General features: G+C 76.1%; 21 protein-coding genes. 10 read left to right on the forward strand and 11 right to left on the reverse strand.

Translation table 11 applies throughout. From position 1 onward, the window contains the following. Positions 1-50 precede the first annotated feature (50 nt). Positions 51-1,064, reverse strand: a complete 1,014-nt coding sequence (locus tag OG335_RS28095; protein WP_405015553.1) for a LacI family DNA-binding transcriptional regulator — start codon at positions 1,062-1,064, stop codon at positions 51-53. 351 nt (positions 1,065-1,415) lie between these two features. Here OG335_RS28095 and OG335_RS28100 point away from each other — a divergent pair, with 351 nt between their 5' ends. Together OG335_RS28100 and OG335_RS28105 are read left to right on the forward strand one after the other, a co-directional pair. Beyond that, on the forward strand, positions 1,416-2,990 hold the full coding sequence (locus tag OG335_RS28100; RefSeq protein ID WP_405013915.1) for an AlkA N-terminal domain-containing protein: 1,575 nt from the start codon (positions 1,416-1,418) through the stop codon (positions 2,988-2,990). Next, positions 2,987-3,493: a methylated-DNA--[protein]-cysteine S-methyltransferase gene (locus OG335_RS28105; protein WP_405013916.1), complete on the forward strand. Its 507-nt coding sequence runs from the start codon at positions 2,987-2,989 to the stop codon at positions 3,491-3,493. Before OG335_RS28100 ends, OG335_RS28105 begins: the two co-directional genes overlap by 4 nt. Before the next feature lie 131 nt (positions 3,494-3,624). Here the strand turns inward: OG335_RS28105 and OG335_RS28110 are convergent, their stop codons facing one another. Then, the gene (locus OG335_RS28110; RefSeq protein ID WP_405013917.1) at positions 3,625-4,185 is read right to left on the reverse strand and encodes a MarR family winged helix-turn-helix transcriptional regulator; all 561 of its coding nucleotides are present in this window, start codon (positions 4,183-4,185) and stop codon (positions 3,625-3,627) included. 85 nt (positions 4,186-4,270) lie between these two features. Here OG335_RS28110 and OG335_RS28115 point away from each other — a divergent pair, with 85 nt between their 5' ends. Next, positions 4,271-4,417, forward strand: coding sequence for a hypothetical protein (locus OG335_RS28115; RefSeq protein WP_405013918.1), 147 nt, complete (start codon positions 4,271-4,273; stop codon positions 4,415-4,417). A 49-nt stretch (positions 4,418-4,466) separates the two neighbouring features. Next, entirely contained in the window at positions 4,467-6,083 is a 1,617-nt protein-coding gene (locus OG335_RS28120) for an MFS transporter (RefSeq protein WP_405013919.1), read from the forward strand. A gap of 121 nt (positions 6,084-6,204) precedes the next feature. Here the strand turns inward: OG335_RS28120 and OG335_RS28125 are convergent, their stop codons facing one another. From OG335_RS28125 to OG335_RS28135, 3 genes are all read right to left on the reverse strand, one after another. Further along, positions 6,205-6,903, reverse strand: coding sequence for a DUF305 domain-containing protein (locus tag OG335_RS28125; protein ID WP_405013920.1), 699 nt, complete (start codon positions 6,901-6,903; stop codon positions 6,205-6,207). Beyond that, positions 6,900-7,589 (reverse strand): DUF3105 domain-containing protein, encoded by a 690-nt coding sequence (locus OG335_RS28130; RefSeq protein ID WP_405013921.1) that lies wholly within the window; start codon positions 7,587-7,589, stop codon positions 6,900-6,902. Before OG335_RS28130 ends, OG335_RS28125 begins: the two co-directional genes overlap by 4 nt. Before the next feature lie 135 nt (positions 7,590-7,724). After that, entirely contained in the window at positions 7,725-8,213 is a 489-nt protein-coding gene (locus OG335_RS28135) for a hypothetical protein (RefSeq protein WP_405013922.1), read from the reverse strand. A gap of 354 nt (positions 8,214-8,567) precedes the next feature. Between OG335_RS28135 and OG335_RS28140 the strand changes: the two genes are divergently transcribed. After that, a complete protein-coding gene (locus OG335_RS28140) occupies positions 8,568-10,325 on the forward strand; it encodes a hypothetical protein (RefSeq protein WP_405013923.1) in 1,758 nt (585 codons plus the stop codon). A 48-nt stretch (positions 10,326-10,373) separates the two neighbouring features. Here the strand turns inward: OG335_RS28140 and OG335_RS28145 are convergent, their stop codons facing one another. Together OG335_RS28145 and OG335_RS28150 are read right to left on the reverse strand one after the other, a co-directional pair. Continuing rightward, positions 10,374-10,994 carry a TetR/AcrR family transcriptional regulator gene (locus tag OG335_RS28145; protein ID WP_405013924.1) on the reverse strand — a complete coding sequence of 207 codons (621 nt, stop codon included), beginning with the start codon at positions 10,992-10,994 and terminating at the stop codon, positions 10,374-10,376. A 51-nt stretch (positions 10,995-11,045) separates the two neighbouring features. Further along, complete coding sequence (locus OG335_RS28150) at positions 11,046-11,765, reverse strand: DUF2306 domain-containing protein (RefSeq protein ID WP_405013925.1); 720 nt, start codon at positions 11,763-11,765, stop codon at positions 11,046-11,048. Between the two features lie 229 nt (positions 11,766-11,994). Here OG335_RS28150 and OG335_RS28155 point away from each other — a divergent pair, with 229 nt between their 5' ends. Continuing rightward, the gene (locus tag OG335_RS28155; protein ID WP_405013926.1) at positions 11,995-13,302 is read left to right on the forward strand and encodes a sensor histidine kinase; all 1,308 of its coding nucleotides are present in this window, start codon (positions 11,995-11,997) and stop codon (positions 13,300-13,302) included. Further along, positions 13,299-14,012: a response regulator gene (locus OG335_RS28160; RefSeq protein WP_405013927.1), complete on the forward strand. Its 714-nt coding sequence runs from the start codon at positions 13,299-13,301 to the stop codon at positions 14,010-14,012. The genes OG335_RS28155 and OG335_RS28160 overlap by 4 nt, the downstream gene beginning before the upstream one ends. A 177-nt stretch (positions 14,013-14,189) precedes the next feature. Here the strand turns inward: OG335_RS28160 and OG335_RS28165 are convergent, their stop codons facing one another. The 3 genes from OG335_RS28165 to OG335_RS28175 form a co-directional block, all read right to left on the reverse strand. After that, positions 14,190-15,017 carry a tyrosinase family protein gene (locus OG335_RS28165; protein WP_405013928.1) on the reverse strand — a complete coding sequence of 276 codons (828 nt, stop codon included), beginning with the start codon at positions 15,015-15,017 and terminating at the stop codon, positions 14,190-14,192. Between the two features lie 52 nt (positions 15,018-15,069). Then, positions 15,070-15,489 (reverse strand): tyrosinase cofactor, encoded by a 420-nt coding sequence (locus OG335_RS28170; protein WP_405013929.1) that lies wholly within the window; start codon positions 15,487-15,489, stop codon positions 15,070-15,072. Positions 15,490-15,737: 248 nt separating this feature from the next. Then, positions 15,738-16,505 carry a GntR family transcriptional regulator gene (locus OG335_RS28175; protein WP_405013930.1) on the reverse strand — a complete coding sequence of 256 codons (768 nt, stop codon included), beginning with the start codon at positions 16,503-16,505 and terminating at the stop codon, positions 15,738-15,740. Between the two features lie 95 nt (positions 16,506-16,600). Here OG335_RS28175 and OG335_RS28180 point away from each other — a divergent pair, with 95 nt between their 5' ends. Genes OG335_RS28180 through OG335_RS28190 form a run of 3 tightly spaced genes read left to right on the forward strand, consistent with a single transcriptional unit; the run spans position 16,601 to position 17,366 of the window. Further along, positions 16,601-16,843, forward strand: coding sequence for a hypothetical protein (locus OG335_RS28180; protein ID WP_405013931.1), 243 nt, complete (start codon positions 16,601-16,603; stop codon positions 16,841-16,843). Continuing rightward, a complete protein-coding gene (locus OG335_RS28185) occupies positions 16,837-17,085 on the forward strand; it encodes a hypothetical protein (RefSeq protein WP_405013932.1) in 249 nt (82 codons plus the stop codon). The genes OG335_RS28180 and OG335_RS28185 overlap by 7 nt, the downstream gene beginning before the upstream one ends. Beyond that, positions 17,082-17,366 (forward strand): hypothetical protein, encoded by a 285-nt coding sequence (locus OG335_RS28190; protein ID WP_405013933.1) that lies wholly within the window; start codon positions 17,082-17,084, stop codon positions 17,364-17,366. The genes OG335_RS28185 and OG335_RS28190 overlap by 4 nt, the downstream gene beginning before the upstream one ends. 119 nt (positions 17,367-17,485) lie before the next feature. On the opposite strand, the gene OG335_RS28195 is transcribed toward OG335_RS28190, so the two are convergent. Continuing rightward, positions 17,486-18,529, reverse strand: a complete 1,044-nt coding sequence (locus OG335_RS28195) for an agmatine/peptidylarginine deiminase (RefSeq protein ID WP_405013934.1) — start codon at positions 18,527-18,529, stop codon at positions 17,486-17,488. Between the last annotated feature and the right edge of the window lie 7 nt (positions 18,530-18,536).

An 18,536-nucleotide genomic window follows, 5' to 3' on the forward strand; every position in this document is an offset into this window, starting at 1 on the left:
TCTGCCCGGGCCGACCAGGGCCGATGACGACGGCCCGGGTCGGCCTTCGGTCAGGCCGAGCCGCGGACCACCAGGCGGGTCGGGGTGATGACGGAGGTCGGGCCGGGCCGGGCCGGTGCCTCGGCGCTGCCGGAGAGCCGGCGCAGCAGGAGGCGGGCCATCAGGCGGCCCATCTCCTCGATGTCCTGCCGGACGGTGGTGAGCGGCGGCTCCGTCCACGCGGCGATCTGCTCGACGTCGTCGAAGCCGACCACGGCGACGTCCTCGGGCACCCGGCGGCCGGCGTCGCGGAGCACCCGGAGGGCACCCGAGGCCATGGCGTCGGAGGCGGCGAAGACGGCGTCCAGGTCGGGCCTGCGGGCGAGGAGTTCGGCCATCGCCCGGCCTCCGCCGTCGGCGGTGAAGTCGCCCTCGGCGATCAGGTCGGCGTCGCCGTCGGGCAGCAGGTCGCGGTAGCCGTCCAGCCGGTCGAGCGACGAGGTCTGGTCGAGCGGGCCGGTGACGGTGGCGATCCGGGTGCGGCCGATCGACCGGAGGTGCTGGACGGCCAGCCGGGCCCCGCCGCGGTTGTCGCTGTCGACGTAGACGAGTTCGCGGTCGGTCTCGGCGCCCGGCCAGCCGGGGCGTCCGCCTATCACGAACGGCAGGCCGACCCGGCGGGCCATCCCCGGCAGCGGGTCGCTGTGGTGCAGCGAGAAGAGCAGGGCACCGTCGACGTGCCCGCCGGCGAGGTAGCTGCCGACCCGCTCGTAGTCGGCCTGGTCCTCGATGAGCAGGAGCACCATCTGGTTGTCCGCCGAGGACAGTTCGCGGCTGATGCCGCGCAGGTGCTGGGCGAAGAACGGGTCGGAGAACAGCCTGCTCTCCGGTTCGGCGACGACCACGGCGACCGCCCGGTTGCGCCGGGTGACCAGGGTGCGGGCGGCGAGGTTCGGTACGTAGCCGAGCTCCTCGACGGCCCGCTCCACCTTCTCGCGCAGCGAGGCCCGGACGCCGGCGCCGCCGTTCACCACGCGTGACGCCGTGGCGCGGGAGACCCCGGCCAGCTCGGCGACCGACTCCAGGGTGGGTCTGGGCGGGTTGCCGCCGGACTCGGCACGGGCCGTGGCTCCGGGCGACGTCTCGGCCGCGGGGGCTGCGTCGGAGGACGCGGCGCCGGTGGACTGGTGCTGCGACACCTGGGCTCCTCTCGCGGAACTGTTCGTCTCAGAGCCTAACGGGTGCGGGAGGCGGATGAGAGCGCTCCCAGAAGGCCGGGTGCCCGGAAGGAGCGTTCCGTGCACCCGGACGGCCGCCCCCGGCCGGGAGCACCCCGGCGGGCACGCCGCACGGTACCGGCCTGCCCGCTCCGGCCGTCCACGGCAATGTCCGAATCCCGCCAGTCGGGCCGGTGGTGATGGCGCACACTGGAGGACGTGATCGACGACGAGACCAGATACCGGGCGGTGGACAGCCGCGACGCCCGCTTCGACGGGGTGTTCTTCACAGCGGTCCGAACCACCGGCATCTACTGCCGGCCCAGCTGTCCCGCGGTGACCCCGAAGCAGTCCAACTGCACCTTCTACCCGAGCGCCGCCGCCGCACAGGGCGCAGGCTACCGCGCCTGCCGCCGCTGCCGCCCCGACTCCGTACCCGGCTCGCCCGAATGGAACCACCGCGCCGACGTCGTCGGCCGCGCCGTACGCCTCATCGGAGACGGCGTCGTCGACCGCGAGGGCGTCGCCGGCCTCGCCGACCGCCTCGGCTACAGCGCCCGCCAGCTCCAGCGCCAGCTCACCGCCGAACTCGGCGCCGGTCCGCTCGCCCTGGCCCGCGCCCAGCGCGCCCAGACCGCCCGGCTGCTGCTCCAGACCACCCCGCTGCCCGTCACCGAGATCGCCTTCGCGGCCGGTTTCGCCTCCGTCCGGCAGTTCAACGACACCGTCCGCGAGGTGTACGACCGCACCCCCAGCGGGCTGCGCGCCGAAGGCGCCACCGGCCGCAGGACGGCCGTCCCGCCCGCCACCCCCGGCACGATCGCCCTGCGGCTCGCCTACCGCGGCGCCCTCGACAGCGCGCACCTGCTGGACTTCCTCGCGCTGCGCGCCGTGCCCGGCGTCGAGGAGGTCGTGCCCGGCGGCCGTCCCGGCGTCCGCACCTACCGCCGCACCCTCGCGCTCCCGTACGGCCACGCCGTCGCCGAGGTCGACGGCCTCGCCACCACGGACACCCCCACCCGCGGCTGGCTCGACTGCCGCCTCGCCCTCACCGACCTGCGCGACCTCACCACCGCCGTCCACCGGCTCCGCGCCCTGCTCGACCTCGACGCCGACCCCGACGCCGTCGACGAGCGGCTCGGCCGCGACGGCGCCCTCGGCCCCGCCGTCCTCGCCCGCCCCGGGGTCCGCTCACCCGGCCACGTCGACCCGCACGAACTCGCCGTCCGCGCCGTCCTCGGCCAGCAGATCACCGTCGCCGCCGCCCGCACCCTGGCCGGCCGCCTCGCCGAACGCTACGGGGCCGCCCTCCCCGCACCCGGCGGCGGCCTCCACCTGCTCTTCCCCACCCCCGCGGCGCTCGCCGGCGCGGCGGACGGCGACCTCGCCATGCCGGACGCCCGCCGCCGGGCCCTGCGCGGCCTCTGCGCCGTGCTCGCCGACGGCACGCTCCGGCTCGACCCGGGCGCCGACCGCGAGCAGGCGGCCGCCGAGCTGCTCGCCCTGCCCGGCATCGGCCCCTGGACGGTCGGCTACCTCCGCATGCGAGCCCTGGCCGACCCGGACGTCTTCCTGCCCGGCGACGCCGGGATCCGCCACGGCCTCCAACGGCTCGGCCGACCCGGCGACCCCGCCGCGGCCGACACGGCGGCCCGCGCCTGGGCGCCCTGGCGCTCGTACGCGGTGCACCGGCTCTGGCTCGCCGCGGCCCCGCCCGCCGGGCCGCCGGTGGAGTCGTCCGTGACCACCCGCCCCCGCGCGACGTGCAGGAACTCTCCGGAGGCGACCGCATGACCACGGTGTTCACCACCATGCCCAGCCCGCTCGGACGGCTCCTGATCACCGGCGAGGCGGACGGCCCCGGCCCGGCCGCGCTGACGGCCGTCACCGCACCCGGCCAGCGCGGAGCCCCCGCGGCCCCTGCCGCCGACTGGATGCCCGACGAGGAGGCGCTGGCGCCGGCCGTGGCGCAGCTCACCGCCTACTTCGCCGGCGACCTCACCGAGTTCGACCTGCCGCTCGCCCCGGTCGGCAGCGAGTTCCGCCAGAAGGTGTGGGCCGCGCTCGACGACATCCCCTACGGCAGCACCGTCACCTACGGCGGGCTCGCCGACGCCGCCGGGCTGCCGCCCTCCGCGGTCCGCGCCGTCGGAGGAGCCGTCGGCGCCAACCCGCTCCTCGTGATCCGGCCCTGCCACCGGGTGATCGGCGCGAGCGGCGCACTCACCGGCTTCGCCGCCGGTGTGGAGCGCAAGCGGTGGCTGCTGGACCTGGAGCAGGGCGCCACGCTCTTCTGACGGCGTCCGGGGGTGCTGGTGCGGCGGTCGGCGCGGGACGGGCACTGGGCGGGCGCGGGGCGGGCGCGGGACCGGCGCTGGACCGGCGCGGGGCGGGCCGGTGAGAGCCGGTGTCGCGTCGGGAGCGGGAGTCAGAGCGAGGGGCGGTCGTCCGGGGTGCCGCCCGCCAGCGCCCGGGCCAGGTGCTCCAGCCCGGGCAGCGCGCCCATGACGGCGTCGCGGTCGGCGGTCGTGAGGCTCTCCAGCGCGTCGGCCAGCCGCCGCTCGTGGGCCCGGCGCCAGTCGAGGAGCTGCCGCTTGCCGGCCGGGGTCAGGGCGATCCGGGCCGTACGGCGGTCGCCCGGGTCGGCCTGGCGGTCGACGAAACCGGCCTCCAGCAGCTTGCCGACCAGCCCGCTGACGGTGTTCGGGGCCAGCCGCTGGCGGGCCGCCAGCTCGCCGACCCGCATGGGGGCCACGGCGAGCGTCTGCAGCAGTTCGACCTGCGCCATCGGCAGCGACTCCCAGGGGTAGTCGGTGCGGATGCTGCTCCGCAGGGCCCGGCGCAGCCTGGTGATCACGTCGGTGAGGAGCTGCGCCCGCTCGATGGCCAGGCCCTCCTCGACCGCGGAGAACTCGGCCACGGACGACGGCAGGGGCGGCGTGCGCGGCACGGACGGTGCGGACGGCGCGGGGTGGTACGGCTCCGACATGGCGGACAGCGTATCGGCTCCTCCCCGGACGTCCGTCGGCCTGTGGATCTCCGGGGGATCGGCCCGGCGGGGTACGCCCCGACCGGTGTCGGAGGGAGCCGCCGTCCACGTCGAGGTGCCGGGTTCGGTGGCGGAGCGGTTCATGTCGGTCGCCGAGGCAGGTGGCTCCTCCGCCGACGTGAACGGCTCGATGGCCGAGCTGTCCGCCTCGGCAGCGGGTTGGCTCGTGTGAGGACAGGATCTGTCGCCGAATATATCGGCAGCAGAGCTATTATCCTCCCATGCCGCCGCCGTCGCATCCGCCCGTCCCGCGCCAGCCCGTCCCGCGCCAGCCCGTTCGGAGCCGACCCGTCCGGAGACGACCCGTCCGGAGCCGCCGCACCCGCCTGCTCGACGGTGTACTGCTGGCCGCGGAGCGCCCCCGCCCCCGCCGCATCGCGGCCTGGCGGCACGCCCACTGGCTCACCGTCGCCACGGTCTGCCTCGGAGCCTTCCTCGGACAGCTCACCGCGAGCATCACCGTGCTCGTCTTCCCCGCACTGCAGGACGACTTCCACGCCGGGTTCGCCGCCGTGGAATGGGTCTCGCTCGCGTATCTGCTGGTCCTGGTCGCACTGCTGGCGCCGGTCGGGCGGCTGTCCGACTCCGTCGGGCGCAAGACCGTGTACCTGGGCGGCTTCGCCGTGTTCGGGCTCGCCTCGCTCGGCGCAGGCTTCGCCACCGGCCTCTGGATGCTGGTGGTCTGCCGGGCGGTCCAGGCGGTGGGCGGCGCGATGATGCAGGCCAACAGCGTGGCCCTGGTCGCCAGGGGAGTCCCGGCGCCGGCGATGCGCACGGCGCTCGGCGTCCAGGCGGCCGCGCAGGCACTCGGGCTGGCCCTCGGCCCGACCGTCGGCGGGCTCCTGGTCACCCAGGCGTCCTGGCGGTGGGCGTTCTGGGTCAACGTCCCGATCGCCGTCGTCGGCCTGGCGGCCGGCCTGCTGCTCCTGCCCCGCAGCCACCCGGACGCGGCCCAGGGCGGCCGCACCCGCCCCCGTACCCCCGAGCCCCTGCCAGCACTCCAGCCCCTGCCCGCACCCGAGCCCGCGCCCACCCCCGAGTTCCGGTCGCGGCCCGCGTCGCGGACGGCGTCGGGGGAGTCCCGCTTCGACCTCGCGGGCCTGGTGCTGCTGGCCGGGGCCTCCTCCGCGCTGCTCCTCGCGCTCTCCACGGCCTCCGGTCTGCCGCTGCCGGGCTGGGCGGTCGTGGCGCTGCTCGCCGTCTCGGCGGTGCTGTGCCGGGCGCTGGTGCGGCAGGAGCAGCGGGCCGACCGTCCGGTCGTCCCGCCCGGTCTGGTCAACACGCCGCACATCCGGGCCGGCCTGCTGGTGGCCCTGGCCGGCTATCTCCTGCTCTTCTGCCCGCTGGTGCTGGGCCCCGTCATGCTGGCCGCGGCCGGTGTGCCGGCGGCGACGGCGGGCCTGGTGATCACCGCACTCCCGGCGGCGTTCGCGGTTGCCGCGACGCTGGGCGGCGCGCTGCTGCCCCGGGAGTGGCCGGACGGGCGGCGCGGGGGCGTCGGTGCGCTCGTCGCCGCTGCGGGCCTGGCAGGGCTGGCCGTGCTGCCGGTTTCGGCGGTGCTGTCGCCGGTGCCGCTGGCCGTGGCGGGCTTCGGGCTGGGGCTGCTGCTGCCGGCCAACAACGCGCTGGTGATGAGGGCCGTTCCGGCGGAGAGCGCGGCGGTGGCGGGCGGCATGGTCAACATGGTGCGCAGTCTCGGTACGGCGCTCGGTACGGCCCTTCCGGTGCTCGGCGTGCACGTGGCCGGGGCGGGTACGGGCGGCCGGGCCGTCCTGCTGCTGCTCACCGGCGTGGCGGTGGCGGCGGTGCGGCTCTGCGCCGTCCCGGGCCGCGGTTGAGGCCTGCCCGCCGAGGCGGGAGGGGCGTGAGCGACGGCAGGGAAGCCGGGGCGGCAGGGGCGGAAAGCCCGAAGGGCGGTCCGGACCTTCGGGTCCGGGCCGCCCTTCGCCTGCGGGTGTCTCAGCCCTTCGGTGCGGCGCCGCGCTTCGCCAGCATCGAGGTCATCAGGTCGATCTCCGACTGCTGCCCGTTGACCATGCTCTGGGCGAGCCGCTTCTCGACGTCGTTCCGGGCCACGTCCACGTAGCCCTGGGCCATCGCGAGCCCGCCCTTGTGGTGCTCGATCATGAGCTGCAGGTAGAGCACCTCGGCCTGGGTGCCGTTGAGCTTGCGCAGCTCGGCGAGGTCGGTGTTGGTGGCCATCCCGGGCATCAGCGAGCCGTCGTGGGCGGTGTACGTGTGGCCCATCCACGCCATGGGGGCCGTGGGGGTGCTCTGGGTGAGGCCCCACTGGTCGAGCCAGCCCATCATCATGCCGCGCTGGTTCGCCTGGGTGTTGATGATGTCGAAGGCGAGGTTGCGCACGTCGGCGGCCTGGGTGCGGTCGCGGACGATGAACGACATGTCGATGGCCTGCTGGTGGTGGGTGGCCATGTCGCGGGCGAAGCCCGCCTCGGGCGAGTCCGTCGACGGCGTGGCGGAGGTCGAGGAGCCACTGGCCGACGTGCCGCTCGCGACGAGCGCGGGCACGCCGAGGCAGAGCGCCACCACGGCGGCGAGCGCCGCGGGCCACCAGAGCATGCGCCGCGACCGCCGGCCCGGGCCGCCGGACTCCTCGTCCGGACGGCCGGTCACGGTGGCGCCGGTGCTGCCCGTCACATCGCACCCGTGCTGCAGGAGGCACCCGGTTCCTGGGTCTGCGGGCCCTGCACGTACTTGGTGAAGAACTTCTCGACCCGCGGGTCGCTGGCGCTGTCCACGGTCAGCTGGGTGCCCCAGGCGGTGAGGGTGATGGTGCCCTTCTCGTCCGGGTAGGGGCTCATCAGGGTGTAGGTCGTGGCCTTCACCTTGGCCGACAGGGTCTTGATGTCCTCCGCGGACGCCTTGGCGTTGTACGTGACCCAGACGGCGCCGTGCTCCAGCGAGTGCACGGCGTTGCCGTTCTCGACGGGCTTGTCGTAGACGGTGCCCATGCAGTCGAGCCAGACCGGCTTGTGGTCGCCGCCGACCGGCGGGGTCTGCGGGTAGTCGACCTTGGTCTCGACGTGGTTGCGCGAGAGGTTGTCGAAGGTCTGCACGCCGTCGATGGGGGCCGCGGCGGCCTTCGCCTTGGCGTCGCGGTCGTGCTTGGCGTCCAGGGCTATCCAGGTGCCGGCGCCGATCATGCCGGCGACCAGCACGCCCGCGACGCTGAAAGCGACGATCTTGTTGCGGCGGTCACGGCGCTGCTCGGCCGCCCGGAGCTCGGCGATCCGGGCCTTGCGGTCGGACTGCCGGTCGGCCTGACTCGGCCGGCTGCCGGGGTTGCCGGAGGTCTGCTTGGACTGCTTCGAGGCGGAACCCATGTGATGTCCTTGTCCCCGCGGTGCCTTTCGGGCACGGCGGTGGGGCGAGAGATGGTGGGGGCGGCGGAGCCGCGGGCACGGCCGGGGTGCGGACCTGGTGCGGTCCGCCCGGTCACGTCCGGCGGTGGGTTCCGCTCAGGATCTGTGGACCTGCAGGACGTGGAGGTCGGGCGCGGGGCCGGAGGCGTCCGGCGTGTCGACCGGCGGCGCGGGCGGCAGCGCCCGCACCGTCACGAGCTGCGGGAGGGCGACGGCCACCGGCTGCGGCGGCGCGTTCGGGAGCTGTGCCTGCGGGCCGTTGAACGGGTGGCTGCTGCAGCCCTTCCCGGGGAGCGGGTGCCCGTCGTCGGCGGCACACCAGACGGGCGGCTCGCCGGTCCCGTGCACCCACGACCCGTCCGGATGCGCGGCGGCGGAGGCCGTGGTGGCGTCCGCCGCGTGCGGGCCGGCGGTGGTGGCCGGAGCGGCGTGCAGGGTGGGCAGGCCCGCGGCCTTCGCGGCGCCCGCGCAGGGCAGCACCGTCAGCAGACCGGCGACCAGCAGCGCCCACAGCAGCACCACCGGGCGGCTGCCCCTGCGGACGGGCCGCCCCGGCTCGCCGGTGGCGGATGCTGGCACGCTCATGCGCACATATTAATCAGCCGAAGGAGTGAAATGGTCCCCCTGATGGTCCTCCGATCCAGGGCCGGACGGCCTCCCGGCACTCCGACCCCGTCCGCCGGGCGGCCCCGCGCACCTCGTCCGGCCCGGCCGGACGGCGCTCTCCCGCCAGGCCTGTCCGGCCCGTACGGCTGCGCGGGCCGCCCGGACGGGTGCCCGGTGGCCTGAACACACCGCCCCGCGCCGGTGCGCCCCGCCCGACGGGTGCCCGGTGTCGCCGAATGCCGGACACCGTCGTTCTCCTTGGGGAGAATGACCGTCGAGTCCGGCACATCGGTCAGCTCGGCAGACGGCAGATACGGCACGAGGAGCCGCCACGTGAGCAACCAGGACGTACCGCCGCACCATCGGCCGGAGGACGGCTGGTGGCACTCCGTCTACGCGGGCCCCGCCGGGACCCTCCCGGACGCCCCCGGCCCCGCGGGTGGGGAGGGCAGCGTCGACGAGTGGTTCGACACCGCAGCCGGACTGATCGCCCACCCGCGCACCGCCGAGCCCCCGCCCGTACCGGACGCTCCTGCGGCCCGGCCCGCCGCGGGCCCGCCCGACGGGACGCCGCAGGAGGACGCGGAGCCGGTGCCCGCCGCGACGCCGCCCCGCCCGGCCAGTGTGGACGACTGGTTCGACACCGCCGCGGGCGTCATCGCCCCCCGCACAGGCACCGGCACAGGCGCAGGCACCGGCACCGTGCCTGCGCCGCCCGCCCCGCCCCGGCCACCCACCGCGCCCGCACCCGCACCCTGGTTCGACCCCGGTTTCGACCCCGGTTCGGTGGACGTTCCCGAGCCGCCGACCCTCGTCCTCCGTACGCTCGGCGCACCCCACCCGGGCGCCGAAGCCGAGGCCGCACCGGAGCCGGAGCCGGATCTTGAGCCGGAACCCACGCTGAAGCTGCGCACGCTCACCCCGCACGACCGGACCCGGGCCACGGCACCCGGGACCGTTCCTCCTCCCGCTCCGGAGCAGCTACCGGAGCCGGCACCGGCCGTGGTGCCGAGCAAGCCCGAACCCGCCGCCCCGCCCCTGGCGCCCCCCGCACCGGCCCCCGCCCCTGCCCCCATCCCTGCCGCCGCACCGGCCCCCGCCACGCCCCCCGCTCCCGCCACGCCCCCCGCACCGGTCGTCCCGCCCGTACCCGCCTCGCCGTTCGGCCGGCCGCGTCCGGCCACCCGCCGGGAGCCGCTGGAGCCGCCCGTGCCGCACGTGGGCGAGCGGCCGCCGACGTACGGGCCGGAGCCGACCACGGTGCCCGCCGCGGAGCCGGACGACCTGGGGGCCGTCGCGTCGGACACCGTGCTGGACGGTGCGCAGTACGGGGCGGCGATACTGCGGGCGGCGTCCGTCCGGGGTGATTCGGCGCGTTTCCGGGGCGAGCCGCGCAGGGACGCCCTGCTGGTGACCAGGTTCGGAGAGGGCGAGGAGGGACTGCTGCTCGCCGTGGTCGCCTCCCCGGCACGCGGCGGGGACGCGGTCGAGGGCGCCGCCGCGGCGGCGCACGCGGCCCGCATGCTGGCGGCGACGATCGGCCGCAACCGGGTCGAGCTGACCGCCGACCTCCGCGCCGGGGCCCGCGACCGGCTGCGCTACGGCCTGCAGCGGCTGACCGCCGGTGCGGCGGCGCCGCTGCGCCCGCAGACGGCGGACCCGGCCGAGGGGGAGTCCGGGATGCTGCACTGCCTGCTGGTGTCGCTGGACCCGGAGGCGAGCCACCGGGCGGCGTTCGGCACCGGTCCCGGCGGCCTGTACCTGCTGCGGGCCGGCCACTGGATCGACGCGTACGCGGCGCGTCTGCTGCACCAGCCGGACGGCGAGCCGCAGCCCGAGGCCGCGTCGCCGGTGACGGCCCCGAAGCCGTTCCGCTTCCGGCTGGTCCCCGCGACGCAGGGCGACATCCTGCTGCTCTGCACGCCCGGCCTGGCGGGTCCGATCGCGGACGAGCCGGCCGTGGCGCGGTTCCTGTCCGGTCACTGGGCGCACCCGCACCCGCCGGGCACGGTGGACTTCCTGCGCCAGGTCCAGGTGCGGGCGAAGGGCTACGCCGACGACCGCACGGCCGCCGCCCTCTGGACGGAGTGATCGGCGGGCGGAGTGACCGGTGACCCCGGCCGGGCGGGCCGCGGCGGGTCAGCCGAGCAGGGCCGCCGCGGCGGAGGCGACCTGCGCCGCGGCGTCGGCCCGGTCGGCGCCGGGCAGGCCGATCGCCAGCGGCACGGCGAAGCCGTCCAGCAGCGCGCGGATCTGCCGGGCCCGGTCGGCCACGGTCGCCGGGCCGTCGCCCGTGTCGGCGGGCACCCGGAACACGCCCGCGGCGGCACCCTCCTCGACGAGGGCGACGAGGTCGGTCTGCCAGGGAGTCTCGATCTCCAACTGGCCCTTGCGGATCTCGGCACTGGCCGGTGAACGCCCCCACACCTCCACCCACAGGATCCAGCGCGGGTCGCCGGGGCCTTCGGGGAGGTAGAGCTCCGCGTACGCGGCGAGCCGCTGCCGCACCGTGAGGTCCGTGCGGGCGAGGGCCGCGCGGCGGCGTTCGCCGAGCTGCTCCTCGCTCCAGCGGAGCGTCTCCAGCAGCAGCTGGTCCTTGCTGCCGAAGTAGTAGAGGAGATGGCCGGCGCTCATCCGGAGCTCGCGGCCGAGGGCGGCCATGGTGAGCTTGTCGAGGCCGTGCTCGGCGATCGCCGCCCGGGCGGTCGCGAAGACCTCCTCGCGGGGCCGTGCGGCCCGCCGCGCCCGTGGCTCCGCCATCAGTCCGACCTCCTGGACACGTCCGGCCCCGGACGGTCCGGCTCGACGTCCTCACGATACGGGGCCGCCTGCCCGGTCTCCCGGTGCGGGCGTGGTCGTCCGGCGCCCCCGGCTCCCGCTCCCCGGTACGGCGGGGAGGTCCGCGCCCCGGCCGTCCCGAGGGGGCCTGATCCGTGCGATCAGCCGTTCCGCGACCAGCAGGTCGATCAGCCACGACGTCCACGCCCCGCTGCCGTAGACCTGGTCGAAGGGCAGCCCGGCACCGGACAGCACCGACAGCCACAGCCGGAAGGTGACCCCGGTGAAGATCAGTGCGTACGAGCGGATCATCCAGATCCGGTGGCGCACCACCGCGCCCCGGCGGATCGTCACGAACCCCGCCGTGGTCGTGGCCAGCAGCAGGACGGCGAGCGCGGCGAAGCCGATCGGGCCGATCGGCCCGGCCAGTCCGGTCGGCACCAGCAGCAGACCGCCCACCCCCGTCGCCAGCGCGCCGAGCACGTACACCCGGCCGACGAGGCGGTGCACGGCCGGGTGGCGGGTCCGCAGCCGTGGCACGAACTGCCACGGGCCGAGGACGAGTGCCACCACGCCACCGCCGACGTGCAGCGTCAGCGGGGCGAGATGCGCCAGGTACGTCGCCCGCTGCTCCGGCAGGAACGTCTCCGGGTCGAGCGTCAGGTACCGCGCGGAGAGCAGCGCGATCAGGGTGGCGAGCAGGGTGATCGTCACCCAGCCGGCGCGGCGGAGGAGGGAGGTCGATTCGGGCATGGCCGGGACGCTACGGAGCGGGCCGTCCCGGCGGCGTCCTCCCGGTGGAGGCACCCGTCCCACCCCGCGGGGAGGACGCCGGGCGGGGCGGCCCGGCCCGTACCCCCACGGGGGTACGGGCCCTACGCCTGTGGGGCGATGCGGGTCGGTGCCGGGCACCGGTAGCCTCCGGGAACGTCACCGCCCGCCGGTGCGCGACCCCGCCGGACGCGACCCCACCGGAGCCGTGATGACCCGCCCCGCCCGGACACCGGCCGTCGCCCCCGCTGCCCCCGCTGCTCTCGCTGCCCCTGACGTCCCCGCTGCCCCTGGCGTCCCCGACTCGCCTGCGGCCGCCCGGGACTTCCGCGCGACCGGTACCGCACGGGCCGTCGTGGCCGCCGCGACCGCCAGGGCGGCGGCAGCCGCGGGAGCCGTCCGGGCCGCCGTGCCGTGGGCCGCCACCGGGCCGCGCGCCGCTACCGCCGATGCCGTCCTCGCGGTCGCCTTCCTGGCGGCGATGCTCGTCGAACGCGTCGGTGCCGCACCGCGGATCGGCACCGCCATGCCCGTCGCCGTCCTGCTCAGCGCCGTGGCGGCCGGTGCGCTGGCCGTCCGCCGCCGGGCACCGCTGGCGGCGTACCTGGCCGGGTCCGTGGCGTTGTCCGCGGAGGCGCTGTTCGTCCTCGCCAGCCCGGTCACCCCCTACGCGAACCTGGTCGGGCTGTACTCGCTGGGGCTGTACGCCACGCGCCCGCGGGCCAGGTGCGGCCCGGTGATCGTGCTGCTCGGCATGGCCGCGTACTTCGCGGGCCCCTCCGGCGCGTACGCGGGAATCCCCGCCGGGTCCCTCTTCCTCTGGCTGCTGGCCTGGGCGCTCGGCTACGCGACGGCCCGCAGGCAGGAGGAGCGGGACACGGCCCGGCTCCTGATCCGCCGTCGGGTCGCCGCGGAGGAACGCACCCGCATCGCCAGGGAGCTGCACGACCTCGTCGGCCACACCCTCAACGTGATGGTCGTGCAGGCCGGCGCGGCCCGGCTGGTCCTCGCGCGCGACCCCGAGGAGACCCGTGCGCTGCTCGCGGGTCTGGAGGACACCGGCCGCGACGCCCTCGACGAACTCGACCGGGTGCTCGGCCTGTTGCGCCGCACCGGGCCGCCACCGGACGGGACGGGCCTGCAGCCCGGCCTGGCCGACCTGCCCCGGCTCGCCGCGCGTACGGGCCGGGCCGGGGTCGCGGTCGACCTCGCCGTCGACGCCGCCGCGCGCGACCTGCCGCGCACCCTGGACGTGTCCGCCTACCGGATCGTCCAGGAGGCGCTCACCAACACCGTCAAGCACGCCCGGGCCGGCAGCGCCGCCGTCGCCCTCCGCCGTACGGCGGGCACCCTCGACATCGTCGTCCGCGACGACGGCCGGGGCGCCGCGCCGGGATACGCCCCCGGCCGGGGACTGCTGGGCATCGCCGAACGGGTCGCCGTGTTCGGCGGCACCCTGGAACACGGGGGCGGTGAAGGGGGCGGCTTCCTGCTGCACGTCGTCCTCCCGGTGCCGTGACCGTGCGGGTGGTGCTCGCCGACGACGACGCGCTGCTCCGCGCGGGCGTGGCGCTCGTGCTCGGCACCGTCGAGGGCATCGAGGTGGTCGGGGAGGCCGGTGACGGCCTCCGCGCGGTCGAGCTCTGCCGCACCCTCCTGCCGGACGTCGTGCTGATGGACGTCCGCATGCCCGGCATCGACGGTGTGGAGGCGACCCGGCGGATCGTCACCGCCGGGCTGGCCACCCGGGTGCTCGTCCTGACGACCTTCCACCACGACGACTACGTCTGGGGTGCGCTGCGGGCGGGCGCCGCGGGTTTCCTGCTGAAGCGGGCCTCGCCCGAGCGGCTCGTCGACGCGGTGCGGGCACTCGCCGTCGGCCAGTCCGTCCTCGACCCTGCCGTCACCGGCGACGTGCTCGGCCGTCTGGTCGGCCCGGCGGGGGCCCCGGGGGCGGACCCGCCTCCGGCCGTTCGCGTGCCTGCCGCCGCGGAAGGCGGTGAGGCCGAGCGCCGGCTGGCCCGGCTCACCGGTCGCGAGCGCGAGGTGCTGCGGGCCGTGGCGGAGGGCTGCTCGAACGCCGAGATCGCCGAGCGGTTCGTGCTCGCCGAGTCGACCGTCAAGACGCACGTCAAGCGGATCCTCGCCAAGACCGGCTCCCGGGACCGTGCCCAGGCGGTCGTCCTCGCCTACCGCAGCACCCTGATGGCGGCCCCGGACGGCTCCTGAACGCCGGTCGCCGGTTCGGTCGGGTGTGTCGCCGGCCCGGCTCAGGAGTCCGTCTCCGCCTCCGTCCGGCCCGCGGCCCGGCCGGCCACTCAGCCTGGCGGCCCAGTCCGGCCGCCCCGACCGGCCGCCCTGCCCTGCGGTCCCGCGGGCCCGGCCGGAGCGCCGCACGCCCCGGGGTCAGAACCCGGTGTCGTACGTGTAGTGCGCCGTGTGGTCGAGCATGTCGGCCGGCGTCGTGTCGTCCCAGGGCTTCATGGCGGTGTGCAGGGAGACGACGTCGGGGGTCGGCGCGGTCGGCAGGTAGCCCTGCCCGGGGTGGCGGCGCTGCCATTCGGCCCACAGCTTGTCGATGAAGCAGTGGTGCAGCCAGAACACCGGGTCGTTGGGTGACATGCCGGTGCCCATCAGGCCGCCCACCCAGACGTGCACCCGGTTGTGCAGGTTGACGCCGCGCCAGCCCTCCAACTGGTTGCGGAAGCCGGCGGACGTGCTGTTCCACGGTGCGGCGTCGTACGTCGGCACCGCGAGGACCGACTCGACCTCGGCGCGGCCGGGGAGCTGGGCGACGGCGGTGCCGAGCGAGCGGCGGAGGTAGTCGCGGCTGTCGGGCCGCACGGTGATGCTCCACCGGCCGCCGGAGGCGGCGAACGGCCCGGTGGTGACCCGGTTGTCGCCGGGGCGGCCGTTGCCGCCGAGCAGGTCGTCCGCCCAGGGGCCGCCGGTGGCGGTGCGGTCGGCCGTCCAGTCCCAGTACGGCAGGGTGACCTGCGGGTCGACGGACTGCAGGTCGCGTTCGAACGCGAGCAGGAACCTGCGGTGCCAGGGCAGGAAGGACGGCGAGCGGTGGCCGGTGCGCGGGCCGTTGTCCGTGTCGCCGACGATGAACCGGTTGTGGGTGCTGACGTAGGTGTCGTAGCGCCCCGAGCGCTTGAGTTCGAGGACGGCGTCGGTGAAGGCGCGCTTCTGCGGGGCCGTGAGGGCCGCCTGGTTCCTGCGGACCGCCATGGGTGTCTCCTGGTGCTGTCGGGTGCTGTCGGGTGCGGGGGAGGGCGGTCGGTCAGGCGAACGGGACGAGTGCGGCGCCGTGCAGGTCGACGGCGGCGGCCCGGGCGAGGTCCTGCGGGGTGCGGTGCGGCTGGTAGTGGTTGACGACGCTGATCCAGGTGCCGTCGGCGTTGCGCATGACGTGGAGTTCCTCGCCGTCGACGAGCACGCGGAAGGCGGGGCCGTCGTGGTGGTGGTGCCCTGCGCCGGTGGCGGGGCGGCCCTGGAGCCGGCGGCCGAGGTACGTCTCGTCGAAGGACTCGGGTGTGCGGGGCGTGCCGGGTGCGGCGGTCCCCGCGGCGGCGGCCGGTGTGCCGCCGCCGGGTCCGGCGAGCCCGAGGGCGCCGGCGCCGACGGCGGCGGTGAGGGCGACGCCGGAGCCCTGGAGCATCCGGCGGCGGGTCAGCTCGGTCCGGTGACCGGTTCGGGACATGGGTGGTTCCCCCCTGGTGGAGCTGATCTGACGGTCGATCGGCCCTGGCATGTGCTTGTGGCATATGCATGGGCCGTACCGTCATGCTCGCAACACCCGTACGGGCAGGGGAACCCTCCATCGGCGGGGGCCGGTCGGCAGGCCGGAATCCGGACACCGGCCGTGGCCGGTACCCGCCCGTGGGGCCTCACCGCCCCGCGGGCGGAGGCGATGAGGTGTCAGGCGGTGAGGTGTCAGGCGGTGAGGCGTCAGGCGGTCGGCGGCCGGGTGCCGTACTCGGCGGCCCAGCGGCTGCCGAGCAGCACGACGTCCGCGGTCTCCACGGCTCGGCCGGTGGCCTGGTCGTAGTAGGTGCGCTCGATCGCGAGCACCGGCGCGGCCGGGGTGGCGCCGAGCAGGGCGGCCTCCGCGCGGGCGGCGCCGCGGGCCGTGACCCGCTCGACGGGGATGCCGACCTCGATGCCGATGTGCCGCATGCGGTCGGCGACGCCGATGCCCGCGTACGGGCCGGCCTCCGGCAGCACGATCAGGGTGCCGCCGGTGACGGCCATCGGCTCCCACGAGTCGGCGAGTTGTACGGGCTCGCCGTCGGCGCGGTAGACGTACGAGGTGTGCATGACCGGGTCGCCGGCGGTGATGCCGAGGCGGTCGGCGATCCGCCGGTCGGCGCGGGCGGTGGTGGACTCGCTGTCCCGCCGGGCGTGGATGCCCTGCGCGGCGAGCACGGCCTCGGTCGGCGACCCGCCGCCGGGCGCGACCCGCGGGCGGCGTACGAGGAGGGGCCGCTCCTCCTGCGAGCGGACGTAGTGGCCGCGGCCGGGACGGGCCACGACCAGGCCCTCGTCGACGAGCACGGCGTACGCGCGCTGCCCGACCGTGCCGGAGTAGCCGGTCTCCTCGCGGATCTCGGCGAGGGAGGGCAGGAGGGCGCCGGGTGCGAGTTCGCCGGACTGGATGCGCTGGCGGAGCTGCTCGGCCACCCGGAGGTACGGGGGCGGCGCACTGTCCTGACTCATCCCGTGTCCTCTCACTGTGTGACGGCGAGGTGACAGAGTATCCGTCTGGCCCTAGTCTATTAGTACAGTGCCAGTCTGTTATTAGGGAAGTGGCGGTGCAGGTCAGCGTGCGTGCGAACGCCCTACGCGAAGCGCTCGAACGAGCCACCGGCGAGATCTCCACCGCCACCGCGACCTCCCGCGGCACTGTCCGCATCACCGTTCCCATCCCGGAGCGGTGCACCGACGAGCAGTGGGCCGCGGTGCTGCGCGCCCTCATGTCCGTGCCGCGCTGGGGCGCGACGGACGGCTCCGGCCGCACCGAGGTCTGGGCCGAGATCAAGGAGGACCCGTGCTGACGCCCGCATCCGCCCCCGAGCCCGACAGCCGGCCGGACCACCCGCCCGACCGCCCGGCCGAGCCGCCCGCCCGGCCGGTCCCGGTGCCCGGGCCGGACCTCGTGCCGCCCTACCGCAGGTGCGGCCGGTGCAACCGCTGCCACGGCGGTGCCGGCACCCGTCCGGAACCCGGCGACTGCTGGGCCGACTACCTCGACGCCGTCGCGGCGGCCCTCGTCCGGACCCGCCGGGCGAGCCGGTGACCGCCGGTGCGGGCCGGCCCCGCTACGAGCCGTACGCGCTGCCGCTGGGCGACGGCCACGGCGTCTGGGACCACCTGCTCGGCAAACGGGTCGAGCAGCCCGGCCTGGTGCACTCGCACTGGTTCCCGCGCTCCTCGCTCGCCCGCGCCTGGGCCGACCGCGAGAACACCGCGTACGAGGCCCGCCTCCGTGCGCAGGCCCGGCTCCGAGGCGGCACCGGGCGGTGCGGCCCGGCACCATGGGGCGGTGCAGAGGCGACCGGGACGGCCGGGACACCGTGACGGCCGACGACCGGACGGCCACGGAGACGGACCCGGACCCGGACCCGGATACGGCCACGGGCCCGGGCCCGGGCCCGGAGACAGCCGGACGGGCGCCCGGCCCACCCCTCGCTCCGGCGTCAGCCCTTCGGCTGCTGCTGCGTAATACAGTGGACGCCGCCGCCGTTGGCGAAGATGCCCCGGGCGTCGACGAGTTCGACCGTGCGGTCGGGGTAGGCCTTGCCGAGGATCGCGGCGGCCTCGGCGTCGCGCGGGTCGTCGAAGGCGCAGAGGATCACCGCGCCGTTGGCGACGTAGTGGTTGATGTACGAGTAGTCGACGGGCTCGCCGTCCTCGTCCACCAGGACGGTGGGGGCGGGGAGTTCGACGACCTCCAGCTGCCGCCCGCGGGCGTCGGTGGAGGCCCGCAGGATCGCCGTGAGGTCCTCGCACACCGCGTGGTCGGGGTGCGAGGGGTCGGGCTGGACGTGCGCCGCGACGACGCCGGGGCGCACGAAGGAGGCGACGATGTCGATGTGCCCGCGGGTGCCGAACTCGTCGTAGTCGCGGGTGAGTCCGCGGGGCAGCCAGATCGCCTTGGTGGTGCCGAGGAAGGCGTGCAGCTCGGCCTCGACCTCCTCGCGCGTCCAGTCGGCGTTGCGGCCCTCGCCGAGCTGCACGGTGTCGGTGACGAGCACGGTGCCCTCGCCGTCGACGTGGATGCCGCCGCCCTCGTTGATCAGGCGGGAGGCGAACCGCTGCACGCCGGTGAGCGCGGTGATGTGCTCGGCGATGTGCTGGTCGTCGTCCCAGCGGGCCCAGGACTGCGCGCCCCAGCCGTTGAAGATCCAGTCGGTGGCGGCGACGCCGCCCTTGCCGTCGATCAGGAAGCTCGGGCCGATGTCGCGCATCCAGGCGTCGTCCAGCGGCCGTTCGACGATCTCGACGTCGGGGGAGACGTACCCGCGGGCGTCCGCCGTTTCGCCGGTGTTGACGACGAGGGTCACCGGCTCGTACCGGACGAGGGTGTTCGCGACCCGGGCCCAGGCCTCGCGGGCGGCGTGCAGCTGCCCGGCGCCGTCGAAGGTCGGGTTGGCGGTCGGGAAGGCCATCCAGGTGCGCTCGTGGGGGTGCCACTCGGCGGGCATCCGGAAGCCGGCGGCGGCGGGCGTGGTGCTGGTCATGTGGGTG

Origin of the sequence: Kitasatospora sp. NBC_01539 (genome assembly GCF_045040525.1) — a bacterium.
GTDB lineage: Bacteria > Actinomycetota > Actinomycetes > Streptomycetales > Streptomycetaceae > Kitasatospora.

What these genes read in the sequence shown, in the direction of transcription:
- OG335_RS28155 (WP_405013926.1), top strand. Translation starts at nt 11,995, where the DNA reads ATGACCCGCCCCGCCCGGACACCGGCCGTCGCCCCCGCTGCCCCCGCT.
- OG335_RS28130 (WP_405013921.1), bottom strand. Translation starts at nt 7,589, where the DNA reads ATGGGTTCCGCCTCGAAGCAGTCCAAGCAGACCTCCGGCAACCCCGGC.
- OG335_RS28150 (WP_405013925.1), bottom strand. Translation starts at nt 11,765, where the DNA reads ATGCCCGAATCGACCTCCCTCCTCCGCCGCGCCGGCTGGGTGACGATC.
- OG335_RS28110 (WP_405013917.1), bottom strand. Translation starts at nt 4,185, where the DNA reads ATGTCGGAGCCGTACCACCCCGCGCCGTCCGCACCGTCCGTGCCGCGC.
- OG335_RS28135 (WP_405013922.1), bottom strand. Translation starts at nt 8,213, where the DNA reads ATGAGCGTGCCAGCATCCGCCACCGGCGAGCCGGGGCGGCCCGTCCGC.
- OG335_RS28165 (WP_405013928.1), bottom strand. Translation starts at nt 15,017, where the DNA reads ATGGCGGTCCGCAGGAACCAGGCGGCCCTCACGGCCCCGCAGAAGCGC.
- OG335_RS28145 (WP_405013924.1), bottom strand. Translation starts at nt 10,994, where the DNA reads ATGGCGGAGCCACGGGCGCGGCGGGCCGCACGGCCCCGCGAGGAGGTC.
- OG335_RS28170 (WP_405013929.1), bottom strand. Translation starts at nt 15,489, where the DNA reads ATGTCCCGAACCGGTCACCGGACCGAGCTGACCCGCCGCCGGATGCTC.
- OG335_RS28195 (WP_405013934.1), bottom strand. Translation starts at nt 18,529, where the DNA reads ATGACCAGCACCACGCCCGCCGCCGCCGGCTTCCGGATGCCCGCCGAG.
- OG335_RS28175 (WP_405013930.1), bottom strand. Translation starts at nt 16,505, where the DNA reads ATGAGTCAGGACAGTGCGCCGCCCCCGTACCTCCGGGTGGCCGAGCAG.
- OG335_RS28120 (WP_405013919.1), top strand. Translation starts at nt 4,467, where the DNA reads ATGCCGCCGCCGTCGCATCCGCCCGTCCCGCGCCAGCCCGTCCCGCGC.
- OG335_RS28105 (WP_405013916.1), top strand. Translation starts at nt 2,987, where the DNA reads ATGACCACGGTGTTCACCACCATGCCCAGCCCGCTCGGACGGCTCCTG.